Origin of the sequence: Pseudomonas sp. ChxA, from assembly GCF_030263855.1 — a bacterium.
GTDB classification, from domain to species: Bacteria; Pseudomonadota; Gammaproteobacteria; order Pseudomonadales; family Pseudomonadaceae; genus Aquipseudomonas; species Aquipseudomonas fluorescens_CB.
This window is the reverse complement of the sequence record NZ_JARPMK010000001.1, coordinates 900035-921149: the sequence shown is the minus strand read 5'-3', so window position 1 is coordinate 921149 and position 21115 is coordinate 900035. Positions and strand designations below refer to the sequence as shown.

Genomic DNA, 21115 nt, shown 5'->3' with positions numbered 1-21115 from the left:
ACGCTTAAGCGGTCAAGTCTGGGTGTAACCCACAAACGCCTGATGCAACTGGGCGATCGCATTCAAGTGCTCTTCCATTTCCGGGCCCAGTTGTTTGGACATATCGTTAATCAACAAGTGAGTCAGCGATAACATGGTGGCCGTCGAGTCCCATAACAAATCAAACTCGGTGGACACTCGAAATACTTCGTTAGCGTTGTGCTCAGCCCACTCACAAAAGTTGTCGGTTATCAGCGTAACCGCAATGCCGCGTTTACGTGCCGCTTGGCACAGCAGCAAAGACTGGCGGGAATGGCGTCGCGCCTCATAGACGATCAGCATTGAATCGGCAGGCGGCGCCAGCAACACCTCGCCGAAATGCCCTGACGCACCGTCCACCAGATGCACGCCTGTGCGCAGGTATTGCAACATGTGAACCATGGAGCAGGCGATGCCCCGCTCGGTGCCGAAACCGGCGACAAAAACCTGCGGGCTTTGCGCCAGCCTTGATGTCACCACGCGCCAAGGCTCGGTGCGGGTGTACTCGTAGACGCGCACCAACGCCGCGATCTCCAGTTGCAGGCTGTTGGCCAGCGGGTTGGCCTTGCCTTCTGCCTGGAACGCGCGCAGCCGGTCGCCGATCAGCCATGGGCTGTCACCCAGGTCGTCTTTGAGTTCGTGTTTAAGGTCTTTGAAATGCTTGTAGCCCAACGCCCGGCAGAATCGGCCGACGGTGGACTCGCTGATCTGGAGCTTGTGCGCCACCTGCGCCGAATTCTCGAACGGCAGGTCTTTGAGGTTCGCAAGGATATAGGCCGCCAGCGCTCGATAAGCCTGGGACCTGGATGACAACTGTTGTTCGAGGGATTTTTTTATGGATGTGCTCATGGCGTCCTCTCTGCATGGGCACAAACTGCTATTTTTCTGTCAAGTCGTCAACCGCGACTGAAAAGTTTCAGAAGTATCTTACAAAACCCCACCACCAGCGCAGTGTTACTTTTCCGGCATCGGCATCGGAAACGGCATCACATTGCTGGTGCCACGCGCTTCGCTGATCTTCGGCGTGCCCAGGCGCTCGACTTCATCGATGCGCACAATCGAATGCATCGGCACAAAGCTGCGCACCACGCCTTCAAATTGCGCCTTGAGTTTTTCTTCGCCCGGGTCGACGACCAACTGGGTGCGCTCGCCAAAGACGAACTCTTCCACTTCCAGGAAGCCCCACAGATCACTTTGATAGATCTGCTTGGCGTACATTTCGAACACCTGGCCCTGGTTGAGGAAAATCACCTTGTAGATTGGAGCTTCACGTTTGGTCATGGTGGGCGGATAACACATCGGGGATATAAAAGAGGGCGCGAACTATAGCATGGCACCCGATGCACAGCGCTAGGAACCAATGGGCATGCCCCCTATAATGCGCGGTTCTTTACCACCAGTTGATGATTCCCATGGCCAAGAAACTTTACATCGAAACCCACGGTTGCCAGATGAACGAGTACGACAGCTCGCGCATGGTCGACCTGCTGGGCGAACACCAGGCCCTGGAAGTCACTGCCCGCGCCGAAGATGCCGACGTCATCCTGCTCAATACCTGCTCGATCCGCGAGCGTGCCCAGGACCGTGTGTACTCCCAGCTGGGCCGCTGGCGTGAATTGAAACTGGCCAACCCGGACATGGTGATCGCCGTCGGCGGCTGCGTGGCCAGCCAGGAAGGCGCCGCGATCCGCGACCGCGCGCCCTATGTCGATGTGGTTTTCGGCCCGCAAACCCTGCACCGCCTGCCCGAAATGATCGACGCCGCCCGCATCACCAAGCTGCCGCAGGTGGACGTGTCGTTCCCGGAAATCGAAAAATTCGACCATTTGCCCGAACCGCGCATCGACGGGCCGAGTGCCTATGTGTCGGTGATGGAAGGCTGCAGCAAGTACTGCACCTTCTGCGTGGTGCCCTACACCCGTGGCGAAGAGGTCAGCCGGCCGTTTGACGACGTCCTGGCGGAAATCATCCACCTGGCCGAAAACGGCGTGCGTGAAGTGACTTTGCTGGGCCAGAACGTCAATGGCTATCGCGGCCAGACCCACGACGGGCGCCTGGCTGACCTCGCGGAGTTGATCCGCGTGGTGGCAGCGGTGGATGGCATCGAGCGTATTCGCTACACCACCTCGCACCCACTGGAGTTCTCCGACAGCCTGATCCAGGCGCACGCCGAGGTGCCGGAGCTGGTCAAGCACCTGCACTTGCCGGTGCAGTCGGGTTCGGACCGTATTCTGGCGGCGATGAAGCGTAACCACACGGCCCTGGAGTACAAATCCAAGCTGCGTAAATTGCGCGCCGCGGTGCCGGGCATCTGCATCAGCTCGGACTTCATCGTCGGTTTCCCTGGCGAGACCGAGAAAGATTTCGAGCAGACCATGAAGCTGATCGAAGACGTCGGTTTCGACTTCTCCTATTCCTTCGTTTACAGCCAGCGCCCGGGCACCCCGGCGGCCGACCTGCTCGACGAAACCCCGGAAGCGCTAAAAAAAGAACGCCTCAATGCGTTGCAGCACCGCTTGAACCAGCAGGGTTTCGAGATCAGCCGACAAATGGTCGGGTCGATCCAACGCATTCTGGTCACCGACTATTCGAAAAAGGACCCGGGCGAGCTGCAAGGCCGCACCGAGAACAACCGAATCGTCAATTTCCGCTGCGACACCCCAACCCTGATCGGCCAGTTTGCCGATGTGCACATCGATGCGGCGCAACCGCACTCGCTGCGCGGGTCGCTGGTGAACTGATTGCTCTGACCTGATGAAGATCAAAATGTGGGAGCTGGCTTGCCTGCGATAGCGGTGGGCCAGTTAACACAATTGGCACTGATACACCGCAATCGCAGGCAAGCCAGCTCCCACAGTGGATTTTCATGGTTCTTGAGATTGAGCCAGCCTATATAAGTGCTTTCGCACGCCGAGCGCTGGCGTTATCCTCTCCTTCACCTAAACAGCCAAAGGGCGGCTAAAAGCAACCTTGAACGCACCCATAGCAGAACCCCATCGTTTTATCCTCGAGCCGTTTGAGGCTCGCCGTTTCGCCAACCTGTGCGGACAGTTCGACGAGCACCTGCGCCTGATCGAACAACGCCTGAGCATCGAGATCCGCAACCGCGGCAATCAGTTCGAGCTAATTGGTGAACCCCAGCACACCACGTCTGCAGAAAACCTGCTCCGCCGCCTCTACCGCGAAACCAAGGGTAGTGAGTTGTCGCCGGAAACCGTGCACCTGTACTTACAGGAATCGGCCGTGGAAGACCTGGCCAACAACCCGGTAGCCGAAGCCAGCGTGGCCCTGCGAACCAAAAAAGGCATGATTCGCCCAAAGGGCTTGAATCAGCAGAAGTACGTCAAGGCAATCCTCGGTAACGATATCAATTTCGGCATCGGCCCCGCCGGTACCGGCAAGACCTACCTGGCCGTGGCCTGTGCGGTCGACGCCCTTGAGCGCGAGCAAGTGCGGCGCATCCTGCTGGTGCGCCCGGCGGTCGAGGCTGGCGAGAAGCTTGGCTTCCTGCCCGGCGACCTGGCCCAGAAGATCGACCCGTACCTGCGCCCGCTCTACGACGCGCTGTACGAGATGCTTGGCTTTGAATACGTGGCCAAGCTGATTGAACGTCAGGTGATCGAGATCGCCCCGCTGGCCTACATGCGTGGCCGCACCTTGAGCAACAGTTTCATCATCCTCGACGAAAGCCAGAACACCACGGTCGAGCAAATGAAGATGTTCCTGACCCGCATCGGGTTTGGCTCTACGGCCATCATCACCGGCGACATTACCCAGGTTGACCTGCCCAAGGGCACCAAGTCAGGGTTGAGCCATGTGATTGAAGTGCTCAGGGACGTGCCGGGGATCAGTTTCACGCACTTCTCACCCAAGGACGTAGTGCGCCACCCGCTGGTACAGCGCATCGTCGAAGCCTACGAGCGCTTCGAACACCGTGATGACGGTTTGTCCAAGGACGCCCGCCACAATGCTTGAGCTAGACCTGCAGCTGGCCACTCACGCGCCCGCCCCCACTGAAGAACAATTCCGCCAATGGTGCGCGCTGGCCTTGCGCCAGCGCACCGCCGACTCGGAGCTGACCATTCGCCTGGTAGACGAGCCCGAAGGCCGTGAACTGAATCACACCTGGCGTCAAAAAGACTACGCGACCAACGTGCTGTCCTTCCCTGCCGACGTGCCGGATGAATTACTGGATATCCCGTTACTGGGCGACCTGGTGATCTGTGTCGAAGTGGTCGAGCGCGAGGCGAAGGAACAAGGCAAGGAACTTGAGGCCCATTGGGCACATCTAGTCATCCACGGCTGCTTGCATCTCTTGGGTTACGACCATATAGACGATGACGAAGCAGAAGAAATGGAAACACTGGAACAAACGTTGCTTGCTGAACTGGGTCACCCTGATCCGTATGCAGATGACGAAATCGAAACTACACCTAACTGAAACAACAAAGGATTTAGAGTAATCGCTATGAGCGAAGACCGATCGAGCAACGGGCAGAAGTCATGGCTGGGTAAACTGACCCAGGCTTTTGCCCACGAGCCGAAAAATCGCCAGGAGCTGCTGGAGCTGCTGCGCGAGGCCCATCAGAACAAGTTGCTGGACAGCGAAGCGCTGGCCATCGTCGAGGGCGCCATCCAGGTGGCTGACCTGCAAGTACGCGACATCATGGTCCCGCGCTCGCAGATGATCAGCATCAAGGCGACCCAGACCCCACGGGAGTTCCTCCCGGCCGTGATCGACTCGGCGCACTCGCGCTACCCGGTGATCGGTGAAAGCCATGACGACGTCATGGGCGTCCTGCTGGCCAAGGACCTGTTGCCGCTGATCCTCAAGGAAAACGGCGACAACTTCAACATCAAGGACCTGCTGCGCCCGGCCACCTTCGTGCCTGAATCCAAGCGCCTGAATGTGCTGCTGCGCGAATTTCGCGCCAACCACAATCACATGGCCATTGTGATCGACGAATACGGCGGCGTGGCGGGTCTTGTGACCATCGAAGACGTGCTTGAGCAAATCGTCGGCGACATCGAAGACGAGCACGACGTCGAAGAAGACAGCTACATCAAGCCGCTGCCCAGCGGTGATTTCCTGGTGAAGGCGCTGACGCCGATCGAGAACTTCAACGAGTTCTTCGACAGCGAATTCTCGGATGATGAGTTCGACACAGTGGGCGGTTTGGTGATGAGTGCGTTTGGGCACCTGCCAAAACGTAACGAAACCACTGAGATTGGCGCTTATCGCTTTCGCATTCTGAATGCGGATAGCCGTCGTATCCACTTGATCCGCCTGACTCCGATTGCCCGCTAAGGACTGACATGCGCCGTTTGATCGCACCCGGCTGGCCCGGTAACTTGCTGGCCGTGGTGGCTGGCGCTATCACTACCCTGGCGCTGGCGCCCTTCGATCTGTGGCCGTTCGCGCTGCTGGCGGTAGGGCTGTTCTACATCGGGCTGCGCGAGCTGACGCCACGCCAGGCCCTGGGCCGTGGCTGGTGTTTCGGTTTTGGCCTGTTTGGCGCCGGCACCAGTTGGATCTACTACAGCATCCACCACTTCGGCGGCGCTTCGGTGTTGCTGGCTGGCTTTTTGATGCTGCTGTTTACCGCCGCGATTGCCTGGTTCTTCGCCCTGCCCGCCTGGCTGTGGGCACGCTGGCTGCGTCGTAATGAGGCGCCGCTGGCCGATGCGCTGACCTTTGCGGCGCTGTGGGTTGGCCAGGAAGCGTTTCGTGGTTGGTTCCTGACCGGTTTCCCTTGGTTGTACTCCGGTTACAGCCAACTCGATGGCCCGCTCACAGGCCTGGCGCCACTGGGCGGCATGTGGCTGATCTCCTTCGCCCTGGCGCTGACGGCGGCCGTGCTGTGCAACCTGCCACGCCTGTTGGCAAGCAAGCGCAACGGCTTCATCGGCGCAGGCTTGGTGTTGCTGGTTGCACCCTGGGCCATCGGCCTGGCGCTCAAGCATCACGCCTGGACCTCGCCCTCCGGCGCACCGCTGACCGTGGCGGCGATTCAGGGCAATGTCGAACAGAGCATGAAATGGGACCCCGCGCAGATCGATGCGCAGTTGGCGCTGTACCGCGACATGAGCTTCAGCTCCAAGCCGGTGGACCTGCTGGTATGGCCGGAAACCGCGGTGCCGGTGCTCAAAGAATCCGTCGAAGGCTACCTGGGCATGATGGGCAAGTTTGCCGCCGACCGGCATACCGCGCTGATCACCGGCGTACCAATCCGCCAGGAAGTGCATCACCAGAAGCGCTACTTCAACGGCATCACGGTGGTGGGCGAAGGCGAAGGCACTTACCTCAAGCAAAAACTGGTGCCTTTTGGTGAGTACGTGCCGTTGCAAGACATGCTGCGCGGGCTGATCGCCTTCTTCGATTTGCCGATGTCGGACTTCGCCCGCGGCCCGTCCGATCAGGCGATGCTGCAGGCCAAGGGCTATCAGATTGCGCCGTTCATTTGCTATGAAGTGGTGTACCCGGAATTCGCCGCAGGCCTGTCGGCCCAGAGCGATTTGCTCCTGACCATCAGCAACGACACCTGGTTCGGCCGCTCCATTGGCCCGCTGCAACACCTGCAAATGGCGCAGATGCGTGCGCTGGAGGCGGGCCGCTGGATGATTCGCGCCACCAACAATGGCGTGACTGGCCTGATCAACCCGTTCGGGCAGATCACCGCGCAGATCCCGCAGTTTGAACGCGGAATTCTCTACGGCGAAGTGGTGCCGATGCACAACCTGACGCCGTACCTGCAATGGCGTTCGTGGCCGCTGATCATCGTGTGCCTGGGCTTGTTCGGCTGGGCGCTGCTGGCGGCCCGGATGTCTAAAACCGTCTAAAGAACGGCATAAAACCAATGTGGGAGCTGGCTTGCCTGCGATAGCGGTCAGCCAGCTAAACACAGGCCAACTGACACAACGCCATCGCAGGCAAGCCAGCTCCCACACTGGATCGGCTGCGCTTGGACTTATCGGTAAAACACCCGATACCCCACCTGCCCCACCGCCTCATTGATCAACTGCCCGCTACGCCACACCGATACAAACTCCGGCATCCAGCCGCCCAGTGGCCGCGCGTTGTCTACGCCCAAAAAGCCAACCGGCCCTGGCACTACCGTAAAACCGGCCTTCTCGAAGCTCCATACCGCACGCGGCATATGCCAGGCCTGTGTCACCACCACCACGCGCTTGATGCCTTGCGGCAACAGAATCTCGGCGCTCATCTGCGCGTTTTCCCAGGTGGTGCGGCTGCGCTCTTCTTTCCAGCGCACCGTAACGCCAAAGTCATCCTGCATCGACACGGCCATCAGCTCGGCCTCACTGGGTGGCGTGCCGTAGTGCAAGCCGCCGCTGGTCAGCACCGGCAAGCCAGAGGCCTTGGCCAGGCGCGCGGCATAACGCTGGCGCTCAAGCCCTGTGCCGGTGGGTTGATCGGAGCCCCACGCAGGGTCGCCGCGTTCACGCCCGGAACCCAGCACCACAATCGCATCGGCGCGCTGGGCCAGCGTCACCCAGTCTTCGCGGGCCAACGGTGGCTCGGTCTCCAGCGCATGCGCGCCCCATTGCACCATCACCGGCAGGCTGATCAACCATAGCCCTCCCAGCCCTACAGCAAAGCAGCACCCGGCCAGGCGCGGACGACTTTTACGCAACCACCAGGCAACCGCCAGCAACAGCAAAAAAATGCCGGGCGGCAAGAGCAATTGTTTAATGAAATAACGAAAAGGCATCGGGCATCTCCAAAGATGCCCGAAGCCTAGATGCAACGGGGTTCAGCGACAATCTTTACCAACCTGTTTCGAGACGACTCAACGGATAACGCGGTGCTCCACGTTTACCGTACGGCCCGACGCTTATCGGGACCGCGACCAGCAGACACATCTTTCAGCCAGATCACCTTGGCCGAACGCGAAGGCTCTTGGGCGGGCGGGGCAGCCCGTTCCTGAGAGGCACGGTGGTGATTCAATTCCAGGTAGCACTTGATCAGTTCAAGTTCAGCCTGGCTCAAGCCTCGCAACTCCAGCTCCAGAGGCCGTTCATCACGCAATCGGCCTGCGGTTCTTGCGGCATCCAATGCCCGACCCAAACGGTCGATCAGTCCTTCATATAATTGCGGTTTCTTTAAAGTTCGCTGCGATTCAACCATCCCCTCACCTCATTGAAGATAAGACTCACTCCCCAATAAACAGCGTAGTCCCCGTGGCTGCGCCTGCCTCGCGCCGCGACAGACGGCCCTCGCCGCGCAATCAGGGTTTCCCTCGATAGAGTGGGGTCATGTATGCTACGGCGCTTCCTGTAACTCCACTTCCCGCAGGGTTTGGGCACGGACGCGCCGCTTTTTGGTGTCGATCAACCTGAATGTTGTACCGAAGAGGATTAGGCCACCCCTATTCAGTTCAAAAGTAGCCATGCACGAACAATATCAGCCCCGTGAAATAGAAAATGCCGCCCAAACCTTCTGGGACGAGCAAAAGTCCTTTGAAGTCAGTGAACAGCCAGGCAAGGAGACTTACTACTGCCTATCGATGTTCCCTTACCCCAGCGGCAAGCTACACATGGGGCACGTGCGTAACTACACCATCGGCGACGTGATTTCCCGCTATCAGCGCATGCTCGGCAAAAATGTCCTGCAACCTATGGGTTGGGACGCCTTCGGCATGCCGGCGGAAAACGCCGCGATGAAAAACAACGTGGCGCCCGCCAAGTGGACCTACGAAAACATCGCCTACATGAAAACCCAGCTGCGTAGCCTGGGCCTGGCGGTGGACTGGTCCCGCGAAGTGACCACCTGCAAGCCCGATTACTACCGCTGGGAACAGTGGCTGTTCACGCGCCTGTTCGAAAAAGGCGTGATCTACCGTAAAAACGGTACCGTGAACTGGGACCCGATCGACCAGACCGTACTGGCCAACGAGCAGGTGATCGACGGTCGCGGCTGGCGTTCCGGCGCGGTGATCGAAAAGCGCCAGATCCCGATGTACTACTTCAAGATCACGGCCTACGCCGATGAACTCTTGTCGAGCCTGGACGACATGCCGGGCTGGCCTGAACAGGTCAAGACCATGCAGCGTAACTGGATCGGCAAATCCAAAGGCATGGAAGTGCAGTTCCCGTACAACGTCGACTCGATCGGCGAAGCCGGCGCACTCAAAGTCTTCACCACCCGTGCGGATACCTTGATGGGCGCGACTTACGTCGCCGTGGCCGCCGAGCACCCGCTGGCTACCCAGGCCGCACAGAACAACCCTGAGCTGCAAGCGTTCATCGCAGAATGCAAAGGCGGCAGCGTGGCCGAAGCCGACGTTGCTACACAAGAGAAAAAAGGCCTGCCAACCGGTCTGTTCGTCGAGCACCCACTGACCGGCGAAAAACTGCCGGTGTGGGTCGCCAACTACGTGCTGATGCACTACGGCGATGGTGCAGTAATGGCTGTGCCGGCTCATGACGAGCGCGATTTCGAGTTCGCCACCAAGTACAGCCTGCCGATCAAGTCGGTCGTGCGTACCAGCTCGGGTGATACCAACCCGGCCCCGTGGCAAGACGCCTACGGCGAGCACGGCGAACTGATCAACTCCGGCGAATTCGACGGCCTGGACTTCCAGGGTGCGTTCGACGCCATCGAAGTCGCACTGATCAAGAAGAACCTCGGTGCCTCGCGTACCCAGTTCCGCCTGCGCGACTGGGGCATCAGCCGCCAGCGCTACTGGGGCTGCCCGATCCCGATCATCCACTGCGAAACCTGCGGTGACGTGCCGGTGCCGGAAGACCAGTTGCCGGTGCTACTGCCCGAAGACGTGGTGCCGGATGGCGCCGGTTCGCCATTGGCGCGCATGCCTGAGTTCTACGAGTGCACGTGCCCTAAATGCGGCGCACCTGCCAAGCGCGAAACCGACACCATGGACACCTTCGTGGAGTCCTCGTGGTATTACGCCCGCTACGCCTCGCCACACTATGAAGGCGGCCTGGTAGAAAAATCCGCAGCCGACCACTGGTTGCCGGTGGACCAATACATCGGCGGCATCGAACACGCGATTCTTCACCTGCTTTATGCGCGCTTCTTCCACAAGCTGATGCGCGACGAAGGCCTGGTGAGCTCCGATGAGCCGTTCAAGAACCTGCTGACCCAAGGCATGGTGATCGCCGAGACTTACTATCGCCGCGAAGCCAATGGCGCCTACACCTGGTTCAACCCGGCGGACGTCGAGCTTGAGCGTGACAGCAAAGCCAAGGTGATCAGCGCCAAGCTGAAATCCGACGGCCTGCCGGTGGAAATCGGTGGCACCGAGAAAATGGCCAAGTCCAAGAACAACGGCGTCGACCCACAGTCGATGATCGATCAGTTCGGTGCCGACACCTGCCGCCTGTTCATGATGTTCGCTTCGCCGCCCGACATGAGCGCCGAATGGTCCGACTCCGGGGTTGAAGGCTCGCACCGCTTCCTCAAGCGCGTATGGCGCCTGGCGCACGCCCATGTCAGCCAGGGCCTGCCCGGCAAGCTGGACGTGGCATCGTTGAGCGATGAGCAAAAAGCCATTCGCCGCAGCACCCACCTGGCCATCCGCCAGGCCAGCCAGGACGTGGGCCAGAACCACAAGTTCAACACCGCCATCGCCCAGGTGATGACGCTGATGAACGTGCTGGAAAAAGCCCCGCAAGCCACCGAACAGGACCGCGCGCTGGTACAGGAAGGCCTGGAAGCCGTGGTGTTGCTGCTGGCACCAATCACGCCGCACATCAGCCATGAACTGTGGAGCCGCCTGGGCCACAGCGATGCGGTCATCGATGCGCGCTGGCCGGTTCAGGATGACAGCGCACTGGTACAAGACACATTGCAACTGGTTATCCAGGTTAACGGTAAACTGCGTGGCCAGATCGACATGCCTGCCAGTGCCAGCCGTGAAGACGTGGAAGCCGCAGCGCGCATCAACGAAAACGTGCTGCGCTTTACCGAAGGCCTGACGATCCGCAAAGTGATCGTAGTGCCGGGCAAACTGGTTAACATCGTCGCCAGCTAATCGGATCGGGCGCAGGGCTTGAGCCCTGCGCCGAACTAAACCTTTAAGGCCTCGATAAGGCCCACATGGTTTCAAGGGGAGCAACAAAATGATCAAACGCAATTTGCTGGTGATGGGCCTTGCTGTGCTGCTGAGCGCTTGCGGCTTCCAGCTGCGTGGCACCACCACCAATGAACTGAGCATCAAGGAACTGGACGTCAACGCGCGCAACGCTTACGGCGAGACCGTGACCCAGCTGCGCCAGACCCTGGAAAGCAGCGGTGTGCACGTCGGCTCCGGCGCAACCTACAAACTGAACCTGGTGGACGAGAAAGAAACCCAGCGTAACCTCAGCTACGCCAGTGCTGGCCGTGCGTCGGACATTGAGCTGAACACCCTGGTCGTCTATGAACTGCAAGGCCGCGATCACCTGCCATTGATGGGTGACAAGGTTGAAGTGCAGAAAGTCGTGAGCCACGACGGTAACAACCTGGTGGGCTCGGACTCGGAGATCATCCAGGTTCGCAAGGAAATGCGTCGTGAGCTGATCCAGCGCCTGATGATTCGTCTGCAACAGCTGACGCCAGAGAAACTGGCCGCCTTGCAACTGACCGCCGACAACAAGGCCAAGGCTGACGCCGACGCCCTGAAAGCTGCGCAGGAATACGAAGACAACACGCCGAAACAATCGCCTGCCGAAGTCCCTGTCGAGTAAGCCAGACGGGGCGCCCCTGGCGCCCCGTTTGCCCCGCCTATGAAACTTGCCCCCGCCCAACTCGCCAAACACCTGCAAGGTGGCCTCGCGCCTGTCTACATTGTCAGCGGTGATGACCCGCTGCTGTGCCAGGAAGCAGCCGACGCGATTCGCACCGCCGCACGCCAGCAAGGTTTCGATGAACGCCAGGTGTTCAGCGCCGACGCCAGTTTCGACTGGGGCACGCTGCTGCAAGCCGGTGCGAGCATGTCGTTGTTCGCCGAGAAACGCCTGCTGGAACTGCGTCTGCCTTCGGGCAAGCCGGGTGACAAAGGCGCCGCGGCGTTGATGGAATACTGCTCGCGACCGGCTGAGGACACGGTGCTGCTGATCAGCTTGCCCAAGCTCGATGGCAGCGCGCAGAAAACCAAGTGGGGCAAGGCGCTGGTAGAAGGCCCGCAAACCCAGTTCATCCAGATCTGGCCAGTGGACAGCAACCAGCTGCCGCAGTGGATACGTCAGCGCCTGTCCCAATCAGGGTTGTCGGCAACGCAAGATGCCGTCGAGCTGATCGCCGCCCGGGTCGAGGGCAACCTGCTTGCCGCCGCCCAGGAAATCGAAAAGCTCAAGCTGATGGCCGAGGACGGACAGATCACCGTCGAAACCGTCCAGGGCGCAGTCGCTGATAGCGCGCGCTTTGATGTGTTCGGCTTGGTGGACGCGATTCTCAACGGCGAACCCGCCCACGCCCTGCGCATGCTCGAAGGCTTGCGCGGCGAAGGCGTGGAACCACCGGTGATTCTGTGGGCACTGGCTCGAGAACTGCGGGTGCTGGCCAATATTGCCCTGCAATACAGCCAAGGCACACCGCTGGACAAATGCTTCAGCCAGGCCAGGCCGCCGGTGTGGGACAAGCGCAAACCCCTGATGAGCAAAGCCCTGCAACGCCACTCGGCGCAACGCTGGGCGCAGCTGTTATTGGAAGCGCAACGCATCGATGCGCAGATCAAAGGCCAGGCGGCCGGTTCGCCGTGGATGAGCCTGAGCCGTTTGTCACTGTTGATGTCCGGCCAACGCCTGACACTCCCCGCCGAATAACCCCACTGTCCACCGTGGGAGCTGGCTTGCCTGCGATAGCGGTGTGTCAGCCACTACATTTGTGCTGATGGACCGCTATCGCCGGCAAGCCAGCTCCCACATTGACCGTGCCCACTTGATAAAGTGAAACCGCCTACACATCGCCGGGCTTTACAGCCGCGCCACTTCGGCAGATGATTTGCACCGCTTCAACCCACCTCATAGAGAGTACCGACCATGAGCAAAAAGCCATCCAAGCATGGCCCCAACAAGGCCAAATCCATCATCGCCCAGCCACTGTTCCGCAGCCGTCAGGAACGCGCCGGCAAGGGCAAAGGCAGCTACCGCCGCGAAGCCTTCCAGTCTAATAGCTGGGAGGCTTCTTACTTTCTGGCTGCCTGAAGGCAAGTGCCCCTCCGGCATGATAAGGTCGGTACTTGATTTGTAATCCCTGGACCTGTGCATGCCCTCTAGCCTTTCCCGTCGTTGGCACCTTCGCCAACTGATCGCTGCCTCCAGCCTCATTCTGCTTGTCGCCTGCGCCGAGAAACCCACCGCCGCGGACGCGCAACCCTTGCCAAAACTCCAGACTGTGCCGGCCGTCGCGCCTGCCGTGGTTCCCCCGTTGGCCGTGGACAATCTTGATATCCAACCGACCCAGACTTTTGCCGAATGGCAGGCTGGTTTTCGTGCGCAAGCCTTAAACGCAGGCATTACGCCCGCCGTCTTTGATAACGCCTTTGCCGGCGTGACACCCGACATGGCAGTGATTCGCGCTGACCGCAGCCAGCCGGAGTTTTCCCGCCCAGTATGGGAATACCTCGACGGCGCCCTGTCGCCGGTACGCGTGCGTAATGGCCAAGCGTTGCTGATCAAATACGCCGATATCCTGCAGCGCATCGAAGAGCGTTATGGCGTTGATCGCCAGGCACTGGTTTCGGTGTGGGGCATGGAAAGCAACTTTGGCCAGTTCCAGGGCAATAATTCGGTGATCCGCTCCCTGGCAACCCTGGCCTATGAAGGCCGCCGCCCGGCATTCGCCCAGGCGCAACTGCTGGCGGCGCTGCAGATCATCCAGCATGGCGATATCTCTGCCGACCAGATGAAAGGCTCGTGGGCCGGGGCCATGGGCCAGACCCAGTTCATCCCGACCACCTACAACACCCACGCCGTGGATTTCGATGGCGACGGTCGCCGCGATATCTGGAACAGCCCGGGCGACGCCCTGGCCTCCACTGCGCACTACCTGCAAAGCTCCGGCTGGCAACGCGGCCAGCCATGGGGCTTTGAGGTGAAACAACTGCCGACGAACTTCGATTACGCCCTGGCCGACGGCGGCATACGCAAGACCGTTGGCGAGTGGATGAACCTCGGCATCCAGCTGCCACCTGGCGCAAGCATGCCGCCGAACGTCGAGCACCTGTCCGCCGCCCTGCTGTTGCCGGCAGGTTACCGTGGGCCGGCTTTCCTGGTGCTGGATAACTTCCGCGCGATCCTCAAGTACAACAACTCGTCGTCGTACGCGCTGGCCGTGGGCTTGCTCTCGGAGCGGTTTGCTGGCGGCGGCGTGATTCGTGGCGACTGGCCCAAGGATGAACTGCCGCTGAGTCGCTCACAGCGTATTGATTTGCAGACGGTGCTAAGCGCCAAGGGCTATGACGCGGGCAACCCGGACGGGATTATCGGCGCCAACACGCGCAAGGCGATCCGGGCGGCGCAGCAGTCGTTGGGCTGGCCGGCGGATGGGTTTCCGACAGTGAAGCTGCTGGAGTCGTTGCTGAGCCGTTAAGTCGGCCTATGGCGACTGCCGTCATCGCAGGCAAGCCAGCTCCCACCTTTGGAATGCAATTTCCTGTGGGAGCTGGCTTGCCTGCGATAGCACTCTCAGGGCTTGAACACTACATCCTGCTCCAACACCAACTGCTGCTCCCCCGCATCCAGGCGCACCAGCGCGCCCATCGGCAGCGTCAAGTTCGGATCGCAGTGCCCGCTGCGCCAGCCGGACAACACAGGAATGCACAGCGGCTCGAAGGTCTGCTTGAGCAGCCGCTCCAACGCCGCCTTATCCACCCCCGATACATCCCCGACCAACACGCCGGCCACCTGGGCCAGTTTGCCCGCCAGCCGCAAGTGCGTCAGCAGCCGGTCAATTCGATAGAGTGGCTCGTTGACGTCTTCTATAAACAGAATGATGCCTTCGGCGTCGATCTCAAACGCCGTGCCCATCACCGCGGCAATCATCGACAGGTTGCCGCCGAGCAAACGCCCACAGGCGACACCCGGCTCAATCGTGGTCAGTGGGTAAGCAACCGGGTGTGCCAGCACGCTGCACTCGCTCAGTTGCCCACGCAACATGCTGAACAACGATGACTCGGTGGGCTGCTGTTTGCCGCCGAGCAGGTCAGCGTTGAGCATCGGCCCGTGAAAGGTCACAAAACCCGCGTAGCGGTTGATGGCCAGGTGCAACGCGGTGATGTCGCTGTACCCCACGAACGGCTTTGGGTTGGCACCCATCAGGTCGAAATCGAGCTGATCCAGCAGACGCGGTGTGCCGTAGCCGCCACGCAGGCAGAAGATGGCATCGATCTCGGGATCGGCAAACGCAGCATGCAGGTCGCGCAGGCGCACCTCGTCGCTGCCGGCCAGGTAGCCGTCGCGCTCATACACACCGGGGAATATGCGCAGCTCATGCCCACGGGCGCGCATCCACTGGCCGGCTTTTTCCACATCCAGTGCGGCAGGGCCGGCGGGGGCGATCAGGCCAATTACGCCTTCGGGGCGCAGGGCAGGCACGGCAGCCGAGAGTTGAGTCGTCATCCATGGTTCTCCGTGGTTGGATTACCCAGGCACTCTAGCCAGTGATGGTTGCAAACAGAAGGGAGAAAAGGAGGGAAACTCTGTAGGAGCAGTTCGGCTGCTCCTACAGAGGGGACGCGTTTACGAAACCAGGCTCGCCTTGACCAGCTTGGCTTGCTCATCAGCGTGGTACGAGGAACGTACCAGCGGGCCGGAGGCGACGTTTTTGAAGCCCATCTTGTAACCTTCCTCGGCGAACCAGGCGAAGGTGTCCGGGTGTACAAAACGCTGCACCGGCAAGTGGCTGCGCGACGGTTGCAGGTACTGGCCGAGAGTCAGCATGTCGATGTCGTGTTCGCGCATGCGCTTCATGACTTCGATGACTTCTTCGTCGGTCTCGCCCAAGCCCAGCATCAGGCCGGATTTGGTCGGGATGTGCGGCATCATCTGCTTGAATTTTTGCAGCAGGGTCAGCGACCACTGGTAGTCCGAACCCGGACGCGCGGCCTTGTACAGGCGTGGCACGGTTTCCAGGTTGTGGTTGAACACATCCGGTGGCTCGGCGGCGGTGATTTCCAGCGCGACGTCCATGCGGCCACGGTAATCCGGCACCAGGGTTTCGAGCATCACGTTCGGCGACAGCTTGCGGATCTCGCGGATGCAGTCGGCAAAGTGCTGGGCACCGCCGTCACGCAGGTCATCGCGGTCTACGGAGGTGATCACCACGTATTTGAGTTTCAGGTCGGCAATGGCAATCGCCAGGCTTTCCGGCTCGTTGACGTCCAGTGGCTTCGGCCGGCCGTGGCCAACGTCGCAGAACGGGCAACGACGGGTGCAGATGTCACCCATGATCATGAAGGTGGCGGTGCCGCCGGAGAAGCATTCGCCCAGGTTCGGGCAGGAGGCTTCTTCGCACACGCTGTGCAGTTTGTGTTTGCGCAGCAGCGCCTTGATGCGGTCGACTTCCGGCGAAACCGGGATGCGCACGCGGATCCAGTCAGGCTTCTTCGGCAATTCGGTGGTCGGGATGATTTTCACCGGGATGCGTGCAACCTTCTCGGCGCCGCGCAGCTTGACGCCGGCTTCGACCTTGGCACGCGGGGCCGGGGCCGGACGCTCGGTGATGTCCAGCGTCGGGATCATGGTTTGCACTGCATCAGTAGTCATAATCAGTCGATTCCGCCCGTAAGGGTCGTCTGCTCAGCATAGTCGAGGTGTTTGACGAGCTGCGCACGCAGCCGGGCACTTACCTCGGCAAATTTAATCGGTGTGGCGTGGTCGCTCAGTTGCGTCATCGCCAGCCCGGCGTAACCGCACGGGTTGATGCGCCGAAACGGCGCCAGGTCCATGTCCACATTCAGGGCCAGGCCATGAAAGGAACAACCGTGGCGAATGCGCAAACCGAGGGAGGCGATTTTCGCGCCGTCCACGTATACACCGGGTGCATCGGGCTTGGCCGCGGCAGTCACGCCGTAACTGGCCAACAGCTCGATCAGGCAAGCCTCCATGCGGCTCACCAAGTCACGTACGCCATAGCCCAGCTTGCGTACGTCCAGCAGCAAATAAGCCACCAGCTGACCTGGGCCATGGTAAGTCACTTGGCCACCTCGGTCGACCTGCACCACCGGAATATCACCCGGCAGCAGCAGATGCTCAGCCTTGCCGGCCTGGCCCTGGGTGAAGACCGGCGGGTGTTCCACCAGCCAGATTTCATCCGGGGCCGAGGTGCCGCGCTCGTTGGTGAAGCGCTGCATGGCATGCCAGACCGGCTCGTAGGCCATCTGGCCGAGCTCGCGAAAGCCCAAAACCTGAGACATCACAACACCATGTGTACGAAGCCCGTGGCCCGCAGTTCACTGTTGATGTCGTAGAGCTGGTCTTGACCGGTCGCAACGATGTGCAACTGGATCGTGGTGTATTTACCGTTGGAGCTCAAACGCTCGTCTACCCGGTTGTCGTTGATCGTCGCGTGTTTACGCACGATCTCGAGGATCTTGTCTTTGTTGCCTACACCGGTATCGCTGATCACCTTGACGGGATAGTCCACGTTGGGGAATTCGATCTTTGGCGCCTTTACTTCTACTTCTTTATCGGTCATGGCAGAACAGCCTCGTAAGCGCTAAGCCGTGGCGACGGGCAAAGCCCCGCGCTGGATCAACGCGGGGCTTTGCAGGTGCGCACAATCAGTTGAACAAGCCGTAGAAGAATAGACGGATGCTATCCCACACGCGGCGGAAGATACCACCTTCGTCAACGGCGTCCAGTGCGATCAGGTCGGCGCTGTGCACCACCTTGTCATCGAGCTTCACTTCGACTTTACCGATCACGTCACCCTTGGCGATTGGAGCAACCAATTGCGGGTTCATGGTCATGCTGGCAGCGAGCTTTTTCAGCTGGCCTTTAGGCATGGTCAGGGTCAGGTCATCGGCCAGGCCGGCCTTGACTTGATGGGTCGCGCCTTTCCATACCGGGGCTTGAGCCAGCTCAGCGCCCTTCTGGTAGAAGGTCTGGGTTTCGAAGAAGCGGAAGCCGTAAGTCAGCAGCTTTTGCGTCTCGGCCGCACGGGCCTGCTCGCTGTTAGTGCCGAATACCACGGCGATCAGGCGCTGGCCGTCACGTACAGCGGACGACACCATGCAGTAGCCGGCTTCTTCGGTGTGGCCGGTTTTCAGACCGTCGACGGTCTTGTCACGCCACAGCAGCAGGTTGCGGTTAGGCTGCTTGATGTTGTTCCAGAAGAATTCCTTCTGGGAGTAGATCGCGTAGTGCACCGGGTCGACACGGATGATCGCGCGAGCCAGCAGGGCCATGTCGTGGGCCGACGAGTAGTGCTCTGGGTTCGGCAGGCCGGTCGGGTTCATGAAGTGGCTGTTGGACATGCCCAGGTCGCCGGCAGTCTTGTTCATCAAGTCGGCGAATGCGTCTTCGCTGCCGGCGATGTGCTCGGACAGGGCCACGCTGGCGTCATTACCGGACTGGATGATGATGCCGTGCAGCAGGTCGCTGACGGTGACTTGCGAACCGACCTTGATGAACATCCGCGAACCGCCGGTGCGCCACGCGTTTTCGCTGACGGTAACCGGGTCATTTTCGCCGATCTGGCCGCGACGGATTTCCAGGGTCGCGATGTAGGCCGTCATCAGTTTGGTCAGGCTGGCCGGGGGCAGGCGCTGGTCACCGTTGTTCTCGACCAGCACGTTGCCGCTGGCGGCATCCATGAGGACCCAGGCCTTGGCGGCCAATTGCGGGGAAGCTGGCACCATTTCAACCGCCCAGGCGGCCGGGGTGATGATCAGCGAAAGAAGCAGGCACGTGCGTTTGGCTAAGGTGGTGATGTTCATCCGTCTCTCGAAATTGCTTATGGAAACTTGCCCTCGCGGGCAAAACTATTCAGACAGCCCGCTGCCAGACTGTCGCGTGTTCGGTTGCCCGCTCACCCCTTGCCCCTGGGTTTTTATTGTTCACGAGCCAACAACCTGGGTTCAGGCGAACCTGAACCATCAATCCTTTTACTTATTCAGCCGTGACGACGCTGGGTTGCCCCAGGTTAGCCAGGCGCACACTGTTCTGTACTTGCGCCACTTCACTTGGCGAACCAATCGGTCCCATGCGCACACGGTGCAGGGTTTGCTGGTTACGCACGATGGAGCTGATAAATACTGGCGCGCTGACCATGCCGCTGAGCTTGGACCTTAACAGTTCTGCCGCATCCGGGTTGGCGAAAGCGCCGACCTGCAGGTACTGGCCACCGACTGTAGATGCCCCTGGCGCTGCATGCGGCACCACCACCGTATCCGGTGCGTGCTGCGCCGGTGGTGGCGTCCACTGCTCGATCTTGCCGGCCGAGGCGGTCACTTGTGGTTGCGGCGTTTGCGGCTCGTTGAGCATCAAAGGTGCCGGTTTGCCACGCTGAGCCCAGTACTGCGCGGGGTCGATACCTTCGACTTTCACGCGCGCAGTGCCGGTTTCGGCATAACCGAGTTTCTTCGCGGCGGCATAGGACAAGTCGATGATCCGGTCCGAATAGAACGGCCCACGGTCGTTGACCCGCAGGATCACCGTGCGGTTGTTGTCCAGGTTGGTCACGCGTACATAGCTGGGCAGCGGCAAGGTCTTGTGAGCCGCGCTCATGCCGTACAGGTCATACACTTCGCCGTTGGCGGTGTTCTGGCCATGGAATTTGGTGCCATACCAGGACGCCGTGCCCGTTTGCGAGTAGGTCTTGGATTCCTGCAGCGGAAAGTAATTCTTGCCCAGCACGGTATACGGGTTGGCTTTGTAAGGCCCGGTGTGCAGGGTCGGCGTGGCGTCCGGGATCTTCGATACGTCGACATCCCACCACGGCGCGCCGTCTTTGTGCGCGCGGTTGATGTCCAGACCCGGTTGGGCACGGACGATAGCCCCGCCCTTCTGCGCCGGGGCACGGCTGGTGGTGGAGGAGCAACTGACAACCAGCAAGGACAACGCGGCGAACGCCACCAGCTTGAGCGGTTTTTGGAACGGCGATACCCGCATTACTTGTTGCCCCGTGCTTGGACCAGCATGTCTGACAGCTGATGCACGGCCATGGCGTACATCACACTGCGGTTATAACGCGTGATTGCGTAAAAATTCTTCAGGCCCATCCAGTATTCCGGGCCATTTGCGCCTTCCAGGCGGAACGCCGTCACCGGCATATCATCGCGTGGCGCATTCTGACTCGACCAGCCCAGCGCTCGCAACTCCCCGACGGTCTTGACCGGCTCGATTCCCTGGGTCAAACCTTCGTCGGCGCGATCGCCCGTGACATCGGCGCGGATCACCACCGGTTCGCCGGCCACCCAGCCATGGCGCTTGAAGTAGCTGGCCACGCTGCCAATGGCATCGTCCGGGTTGCTCCAGATATTGATGTGGCCATCGCCGTCGAAATCCACCGCGTATGCCCGAAAACTGCTCGGCATAAACTGCGGCAGGCCCATCGCCCCGGCGTAGGAGCCTTTGAGGGTCAACGGGTCGACCTGTTCTTCACGGGCCAGCAGCAGGAATTCACGCAGCTCCTTGCGGAAAAACTCGGCACGTGGCGGGTAATCGAAGCCCAGGGTCGACAAGGCGTCGATCACCCGGTAGCTGCCGGTGTTGCGCCCGTAAAAGGTTTCGATGCCGATGATGGCGACGATCACCTGGGCCGGCACGCCGTATTCCTGCTCGGCGCGCGCCAGCACTGCTTCGTGCTGGCGCCAGAAGTCCACGCCCCGCGCCACACGGGCGTCGGTGAGGAACATCGGGCGATAGTCTTTCCACTGTTTGACGCGCTCGGCGGGACGCGAGATCGCGTCGAGGATCGCCTGCTTGCGCTGGGCTTCGCGGAACACGCCCATCAGTTGTTCACCGGCGAAACCGTAGTCGCGGGTCATTTCACCGACAAATTCGGCGACCTGGGGTGAACCATCGTAGTCACCGGCCTGCACCTCTTGCGTCGCGCCCAGCAGCCCAATCAGGCCCATCCAGGACGCGTGCCGAGTCGCCCAGCCGCGCATTACTTGCATTGACATCTTCA

At 60.5% G+C, this 21115-nt stretch carries 21 protein-coding genes; 10 read left to right on the top strand and 11 right to left on the bottom strand.

Annotated features, from left to right (window positions below; translation table 11 throughout):
- Positions 1-12: 12 nt before the first annotated feature.
- Entirely contained in the window at positions 13-867 is an 855-nt protein-coding gene (locus tag P5706_RS04065) for a MurR/RpiR family transcriptional regulator (protein WP_200431421.1), read from the bottom strand.
- 105 nt (positions 868-972) lie between these two features.
- The gene (locus P5706_RS04060) at positions 973-1299 is read right to left on the bottom strand and encodes a DUF1820 family protein (protein WP_003194436.1); all 327 of its coding nucleotides are present in this window, start codon (positions 1297-1299) and stop codon (positions 973-975) included.
- A 131-nt stretch (positions 1300-1430) separates the two neighbouring features.
- Between P5706_RS04060 and miaB the strand changes: the two genes are divergently transcribed.
- The 5 genes from miaB (at position 1431) to lnt (ending at position 6858) form a co-directional block, all read left to right on the top strand.
- Entirely contained in the window at positions 1431-2759 is a 1329-nt protein-coding gene (gene miaB / locus P5706_RS04055; RefSeq protein ID WP_200431420.1) for a tRNA (N6-isopentenyl adenosine(37)-C2)-methylthiotransferase MiaB, read from the top strand.
- A 229-nt stretch (positions 2760-2988) separates the two neighbouring features.
- Positions 2989-3993, top strand: a complete 1005-nt coding sequence (locus P5706_RS04050) for a PhoH family protein (protein WP_285678609.1) — start codon at positions 2989-2991, stop codon at positions 3991-3993.
- A complete protein-coding gene (ybeY, locus tag P5706_RS04045) occupies positions 3986-4459 on the top strand; it encodes an rRNA maturation RNase YbeY (RefSeq protein ID WP_285678608.1) in 474 nt (157 codons plus the stop codon). The genes P5706_RS04050 and ybeY overlap by 8 nt, the downstream gene beginning before the upstream one ends.
- Positions 4460-4486: 27 nt before the next feature.
- Positions 4487-5326 carry a CorC family transporter gene (locus P5706_RS04040; RefSeq protein WP_015373027.1) on the top strand — a complete coding sequence of 280 codons (840 nt, stop codon included), beginning with the start codon at positions 4487-4489 and terminating at the stop codon, positions 5324-5326.
- Positions 5327-5334: 8 nt separating this feature from the next.
- Positions 5335-6858 (top strand): apolipoprotein N-acyltransferase, encoded by a 1524-nt coding sequence (lnt, locus tag P5706_RS04035; RefSeq protein ID WP_200431417.1) that lies wholly within the window; start codon positions 5335-5337, stop codon positions 6856-6858.
- A 128-nt stretch (positions 6859-6986) separates the two neighbouring features.
- Here the strand turns inward: lnt and P5706_RS04030 are convergent, their stop codons facing one another.
- Positions 6987-7748 carry a YdcF family protein gene (locus P5706_RS04030; protein WP_285678607.1) on the bottom strand — a complete coding sequence of 254 codons (762 nt, stop codon included), beginning with the start codon at positions 7746-7748 and terminating at the stop codon, positions 6987-6989.
- Between the two features lie 104 nt (positions 7749-7852).
- Entirely contained in the window at positions 7853-8164 is a 312-nt protein-coding gene (locus P5706_RS04025) for a hypothetical protein (RefSeq protein ID WP_200431415.1), read from the bottom strand.
- A 262-nt stretch (positions 8165-8426) separates the two neighbouring features.
- On the opposite strand from P5706_RS04025, the gene leuS reads away from it, so the two are divergent.
- The 5 genes from leuS to P5706_RS04000 all read left to right on the top strand — a co-directional run bounded on the left by leuS (position 8427) and on the right by P5706_RS04000 (position 14572).
- Positions 8427-11033 carry a leucine--tRNA ligase gene (gene leuS / locus P5706_RS04020; RefSeq protein WP_285678606.1) on the top strand — a complete coding sequence of 869 codons (2607 nt, stop codon included), beginning with the start codon at positions 8427-8429 and terminating at the stop codon, positions 11031-11033.
- An 88-nt stretch (positions 11034-11121) separates the two neighbouring features.
- Positions 11122-11727: an LPS-assembly lipoprotein LptE gene (locus tag P5706_RS04015; RefSeq protein ID WP_285678605.1), complete on the top strand. Its 606-nt coding sequence runs from the start codon at positions 11122-11124 to the stop codon at positions 11725-11727.
- A 39-nt stretch (positions 11728-11766) separates the two neighbouring features.
- Positions 11767-12804 carry a DNA polymerase III subunit delta gene (gene holA / locus P5706_RS04010; RefSeq protein WP_017136058.1) on the top strand — a complete coding sequence of 346 codons (1038 nt, stop codon included), beginning with the start codon at positions 11767-11769 and terminating at the stop codon, positions 12802-12804.
- A 216-nt stretch (positions 12805-13020) separates the two neighbouring features.
- Positions 13021-13185 carry an alternative ribosome rescue factor ArfA gene (gene arfA / locus P5706_RS04005; RefSeq protein ID WP_003176285.1) on the top strand — a complete coding sequence of 55 codons (165 nt, stop codon included), beginning with the start codon at positions 13021-13023 and terminating at the stop codon, positions 13183-13185.
- 61 nt (positions 13186-13246) lie between these two features.
- The gene (locus P5706_RS04000; RefSeq protein ID WP_285678604.1) at positions 13247-14572 is read left to right on the top strand and encodes a lytic murein transglycosylase; all 1326 of its coding nucleotides are present in this window, start codon (positions 13247-13249) and stop codon (positions 14570-14572) included.
- 95 nt (positions 14573-14667) lie between these two features.
- Here the strand turns inward: P5706_RS04000 and P5706_RS03995 are convergent, their stop codons facing one another.
- The 7 genes from P5706_RS03995 to mltB form a co-directional block, all read right to left on the bottom strand.
- Positions 14668-15600, bottom strand: coding sequence for a S66 peptidase family protein (locus P5706_RS03995; protein WP_200432116.1), 933 nt, complete (start codon positions 15598-15600; stop codon positions 14668-14670).
- Between the two features lie 120 nt (positions 15601-15720).
- Positions 15721-16722 carry a lipoyl synthase gene (gene lipA, locus P5706_RS03990; RefSeq protein WP_057444888.1) on the bottom strand — a complete coding sequence of 334 codons (1002 nt, stop codon included), beginning with the start codon at positions 16720-16722 and terminating at the stop codon, positions 15721-15723.
- Positions 16723-16748: 26 nt separating this feature from the next.
- On the bottom strand, positions 16749-17396 hold the full coding sequence (lipB, locus tag P5706_RS03985; RefSeq protein WP_056861968.1) for a lipoyl(octanoyl) transferase LipB: 648 nt from the start codon (positions 17394-17396) through the stop codon (positions 16749-16751).
- Positions 17396-17677 (bottom strand): DUF493 domain-containing protein, encoded by a 282-nt coding sequence (locus P5706_RS03980; RefSeq protein WP_017136054.1) that lies wholly within the window; start codon positions 17675-17677, stop codon positions 17396-17398. The genes lipB and P5706_RS03980 overlap by 1 nt, the downstream gene beginning before the upstream one ends.
- Before the next feature lie 85 nt (positions 17678-17762).
- A complete protein-coding gene (locus tag P5706_RS03975) occupies positions 17763-18920 on the bottom strand; it encodes a D-alanyl-D-alanine carboxypeptidase family protein (RefSeq protein WP_200432115.1) in 1158 nt (385 codons plus the stop codon).
- Between the two features lie 172 nt (positions 18921-19092).
- Positions 19093-20094, bottom strand: a complete 1002-nt coding sequence (locus P5706_RS03970; protein ID WP_200432114.1) for a septal ring lytic transglycosylase RlpA family protein — start codon at positions 20092-20094, stop codon at positions 19093-19095.
- Positions 20094-21104, bottom strand: a complete 1011-nt coding sequence (gene mltB, locus P5706_RS03965; protein ID WP_138813693.1) for a lytic murein transglycosylase B — start codon at positions 21102-21104, stop codon at positions 20094-20096. The genes P5706_RS03970 and mltB overlap by 1 nt, the downstream gene beginning before the upstream one ends.
- Between the last annotated feature and the right edge of the window lie 11 nt (positions 21105-21115).

Excerpts from the sequence above, each read along its gene's own strand:
- ybeY (WP_285678608.1), top strand. The coding sequence starts at position 3,986 with ATGCTTGAGCTAGACCTGCAGCTGGCCACTCACGCGCCCGCCCCCACT.
- P5706_RS03995 (WP_200432116.1), bottom strand. The coding sequence starts at position 15,600 with ATGACGACTCAACTCTCGGCTGCCGTGCCTGCCCTGCGCCCCGAAGGC.
- lipA (WP_057444888.1), bottom strand. The coding sequence starts at position 16,722 with ATGATCCCGACGCTGGACATCACCGAGCGTCCGGCCCCGGCCCCGCGT.
- P5706_RS04030 (WP_285678607.1), bottom strand. The coding sequence starts at position 7,748 with ATGCCTTTTCGTTATTTCATTAAACAATTGCTCTTGCCGCCCGGCATT.
- P5706_RS04040 (WP_015373027.1), top strand. The coding sequence starts at position 4,487 with ATGAGCGAAGACCGATCGAGCAACGGGCAGAAGTCATGGCTGGGTAAA.
- P5706_RS03975 (WP_200432115.1), bottom strand. The coding sequence starts at position 18,920 with ATGAACATCACCACCTTAGCCAAACGCACGTGCCTGCTTCTTTCGCTG.
- P5706_RS04015 (WP_285678605.1), top strand. The coding sequence starts at position 11,122 with ATGATCAAACGCAATTTGCTGGTGATGGGCCTTGCTGTGCTGCTGAGC.
- P5706_RS04060 (WP_003194436.1), bottom strand. The coding sequence starts at position 1,299 with ATGACCAAACGTGAAGCTCCAATCTACAAGGTGATTTTCCTCAACCAG.
- P5706_RS03980 (WP_017136054.1), bottom strand. The coding sequence starts at position 17,677 with ATGACCGATAAAGAAGTAGAAGTAAAGGCGCCAAAGATCGAATTCCCC.
- holA (WP_017136058.1), top strand. The coding sequence starts at position 11,767 with ATGAAACTTGCCCCCGCCCAACTCGCCAAACACCTGCAAGGTGGCCTC.
- lnt (WP_200431417.1), top strand. The coding sequence starts at position 5,335 with ATGCGCCGTTTGATCGCACCCGGCTGGCCCGGTAACTTGCTGGCCGTG.
- P5706_RS03970 (WP_200432114.1), bottom strand. The coding sequence starts at position 20,094 with ATGCGGGTATCGCCGTTCCAAAAACCGCTCAAGCTGGTGGCGTTCGCC.
- leuS (WP_285678606.1), top strand. The coding sequence starts at position 8,427 with ATGCACGAACAATATCAGCCCCGTGAAATAGAAAATGCCGCCCAAACC.
- miaB (WP_200431420.1), top strand. The coding sequence starts at position 1,431 with ATGGCCAAGAAACTTTACATCGAAACCCACGGTTGCCAGATGAACGAG.
- lipB (WP_056861968.1), bottom strand. The coding sequence starts at position 17,396 with ATGTCTCAGGTTTTGGGCTTTCGCGAGCTCGGCCAGATGGCCTACGAG.
- mltB (WP_138813693.1), bottom strand. The coding sequence starts at position 21,104 with ATGCAAGTAATGCGCGGCTGGGCGACTCGGCACGCGTCCTGGATGGGC.
- P5706_RS04000 (WP_285678604.1), top strand. The coding sequence starts at position 13,247 with ATGCCCTCTAGCCTTTCCCGTCGTTGGCACCTTCGCCAACTGATCGCT.
- P5706_RS04025 (WP_200431415.1), bottom strand. The coding sequence starts at position 8,164 with ATGGTTGAATCGCAGCGAACTTTAAAGAAACCGCAATTATATGAAGGA.
- arfA (WP_003176285.1), top strand. The coding sequence starts at position 13,021 with ATGAGCAAAAAGCCATCCAAGCATGGCCCCAACAAGGCCAAATCCATC.
- P5706_RS04065 (WP_200431421.1), bottom strand. The coding sequence starts at position 867 with ATGAGCACATCCATAAAAAAATCCCTCGAACAACAGTTGTCATCCAGG.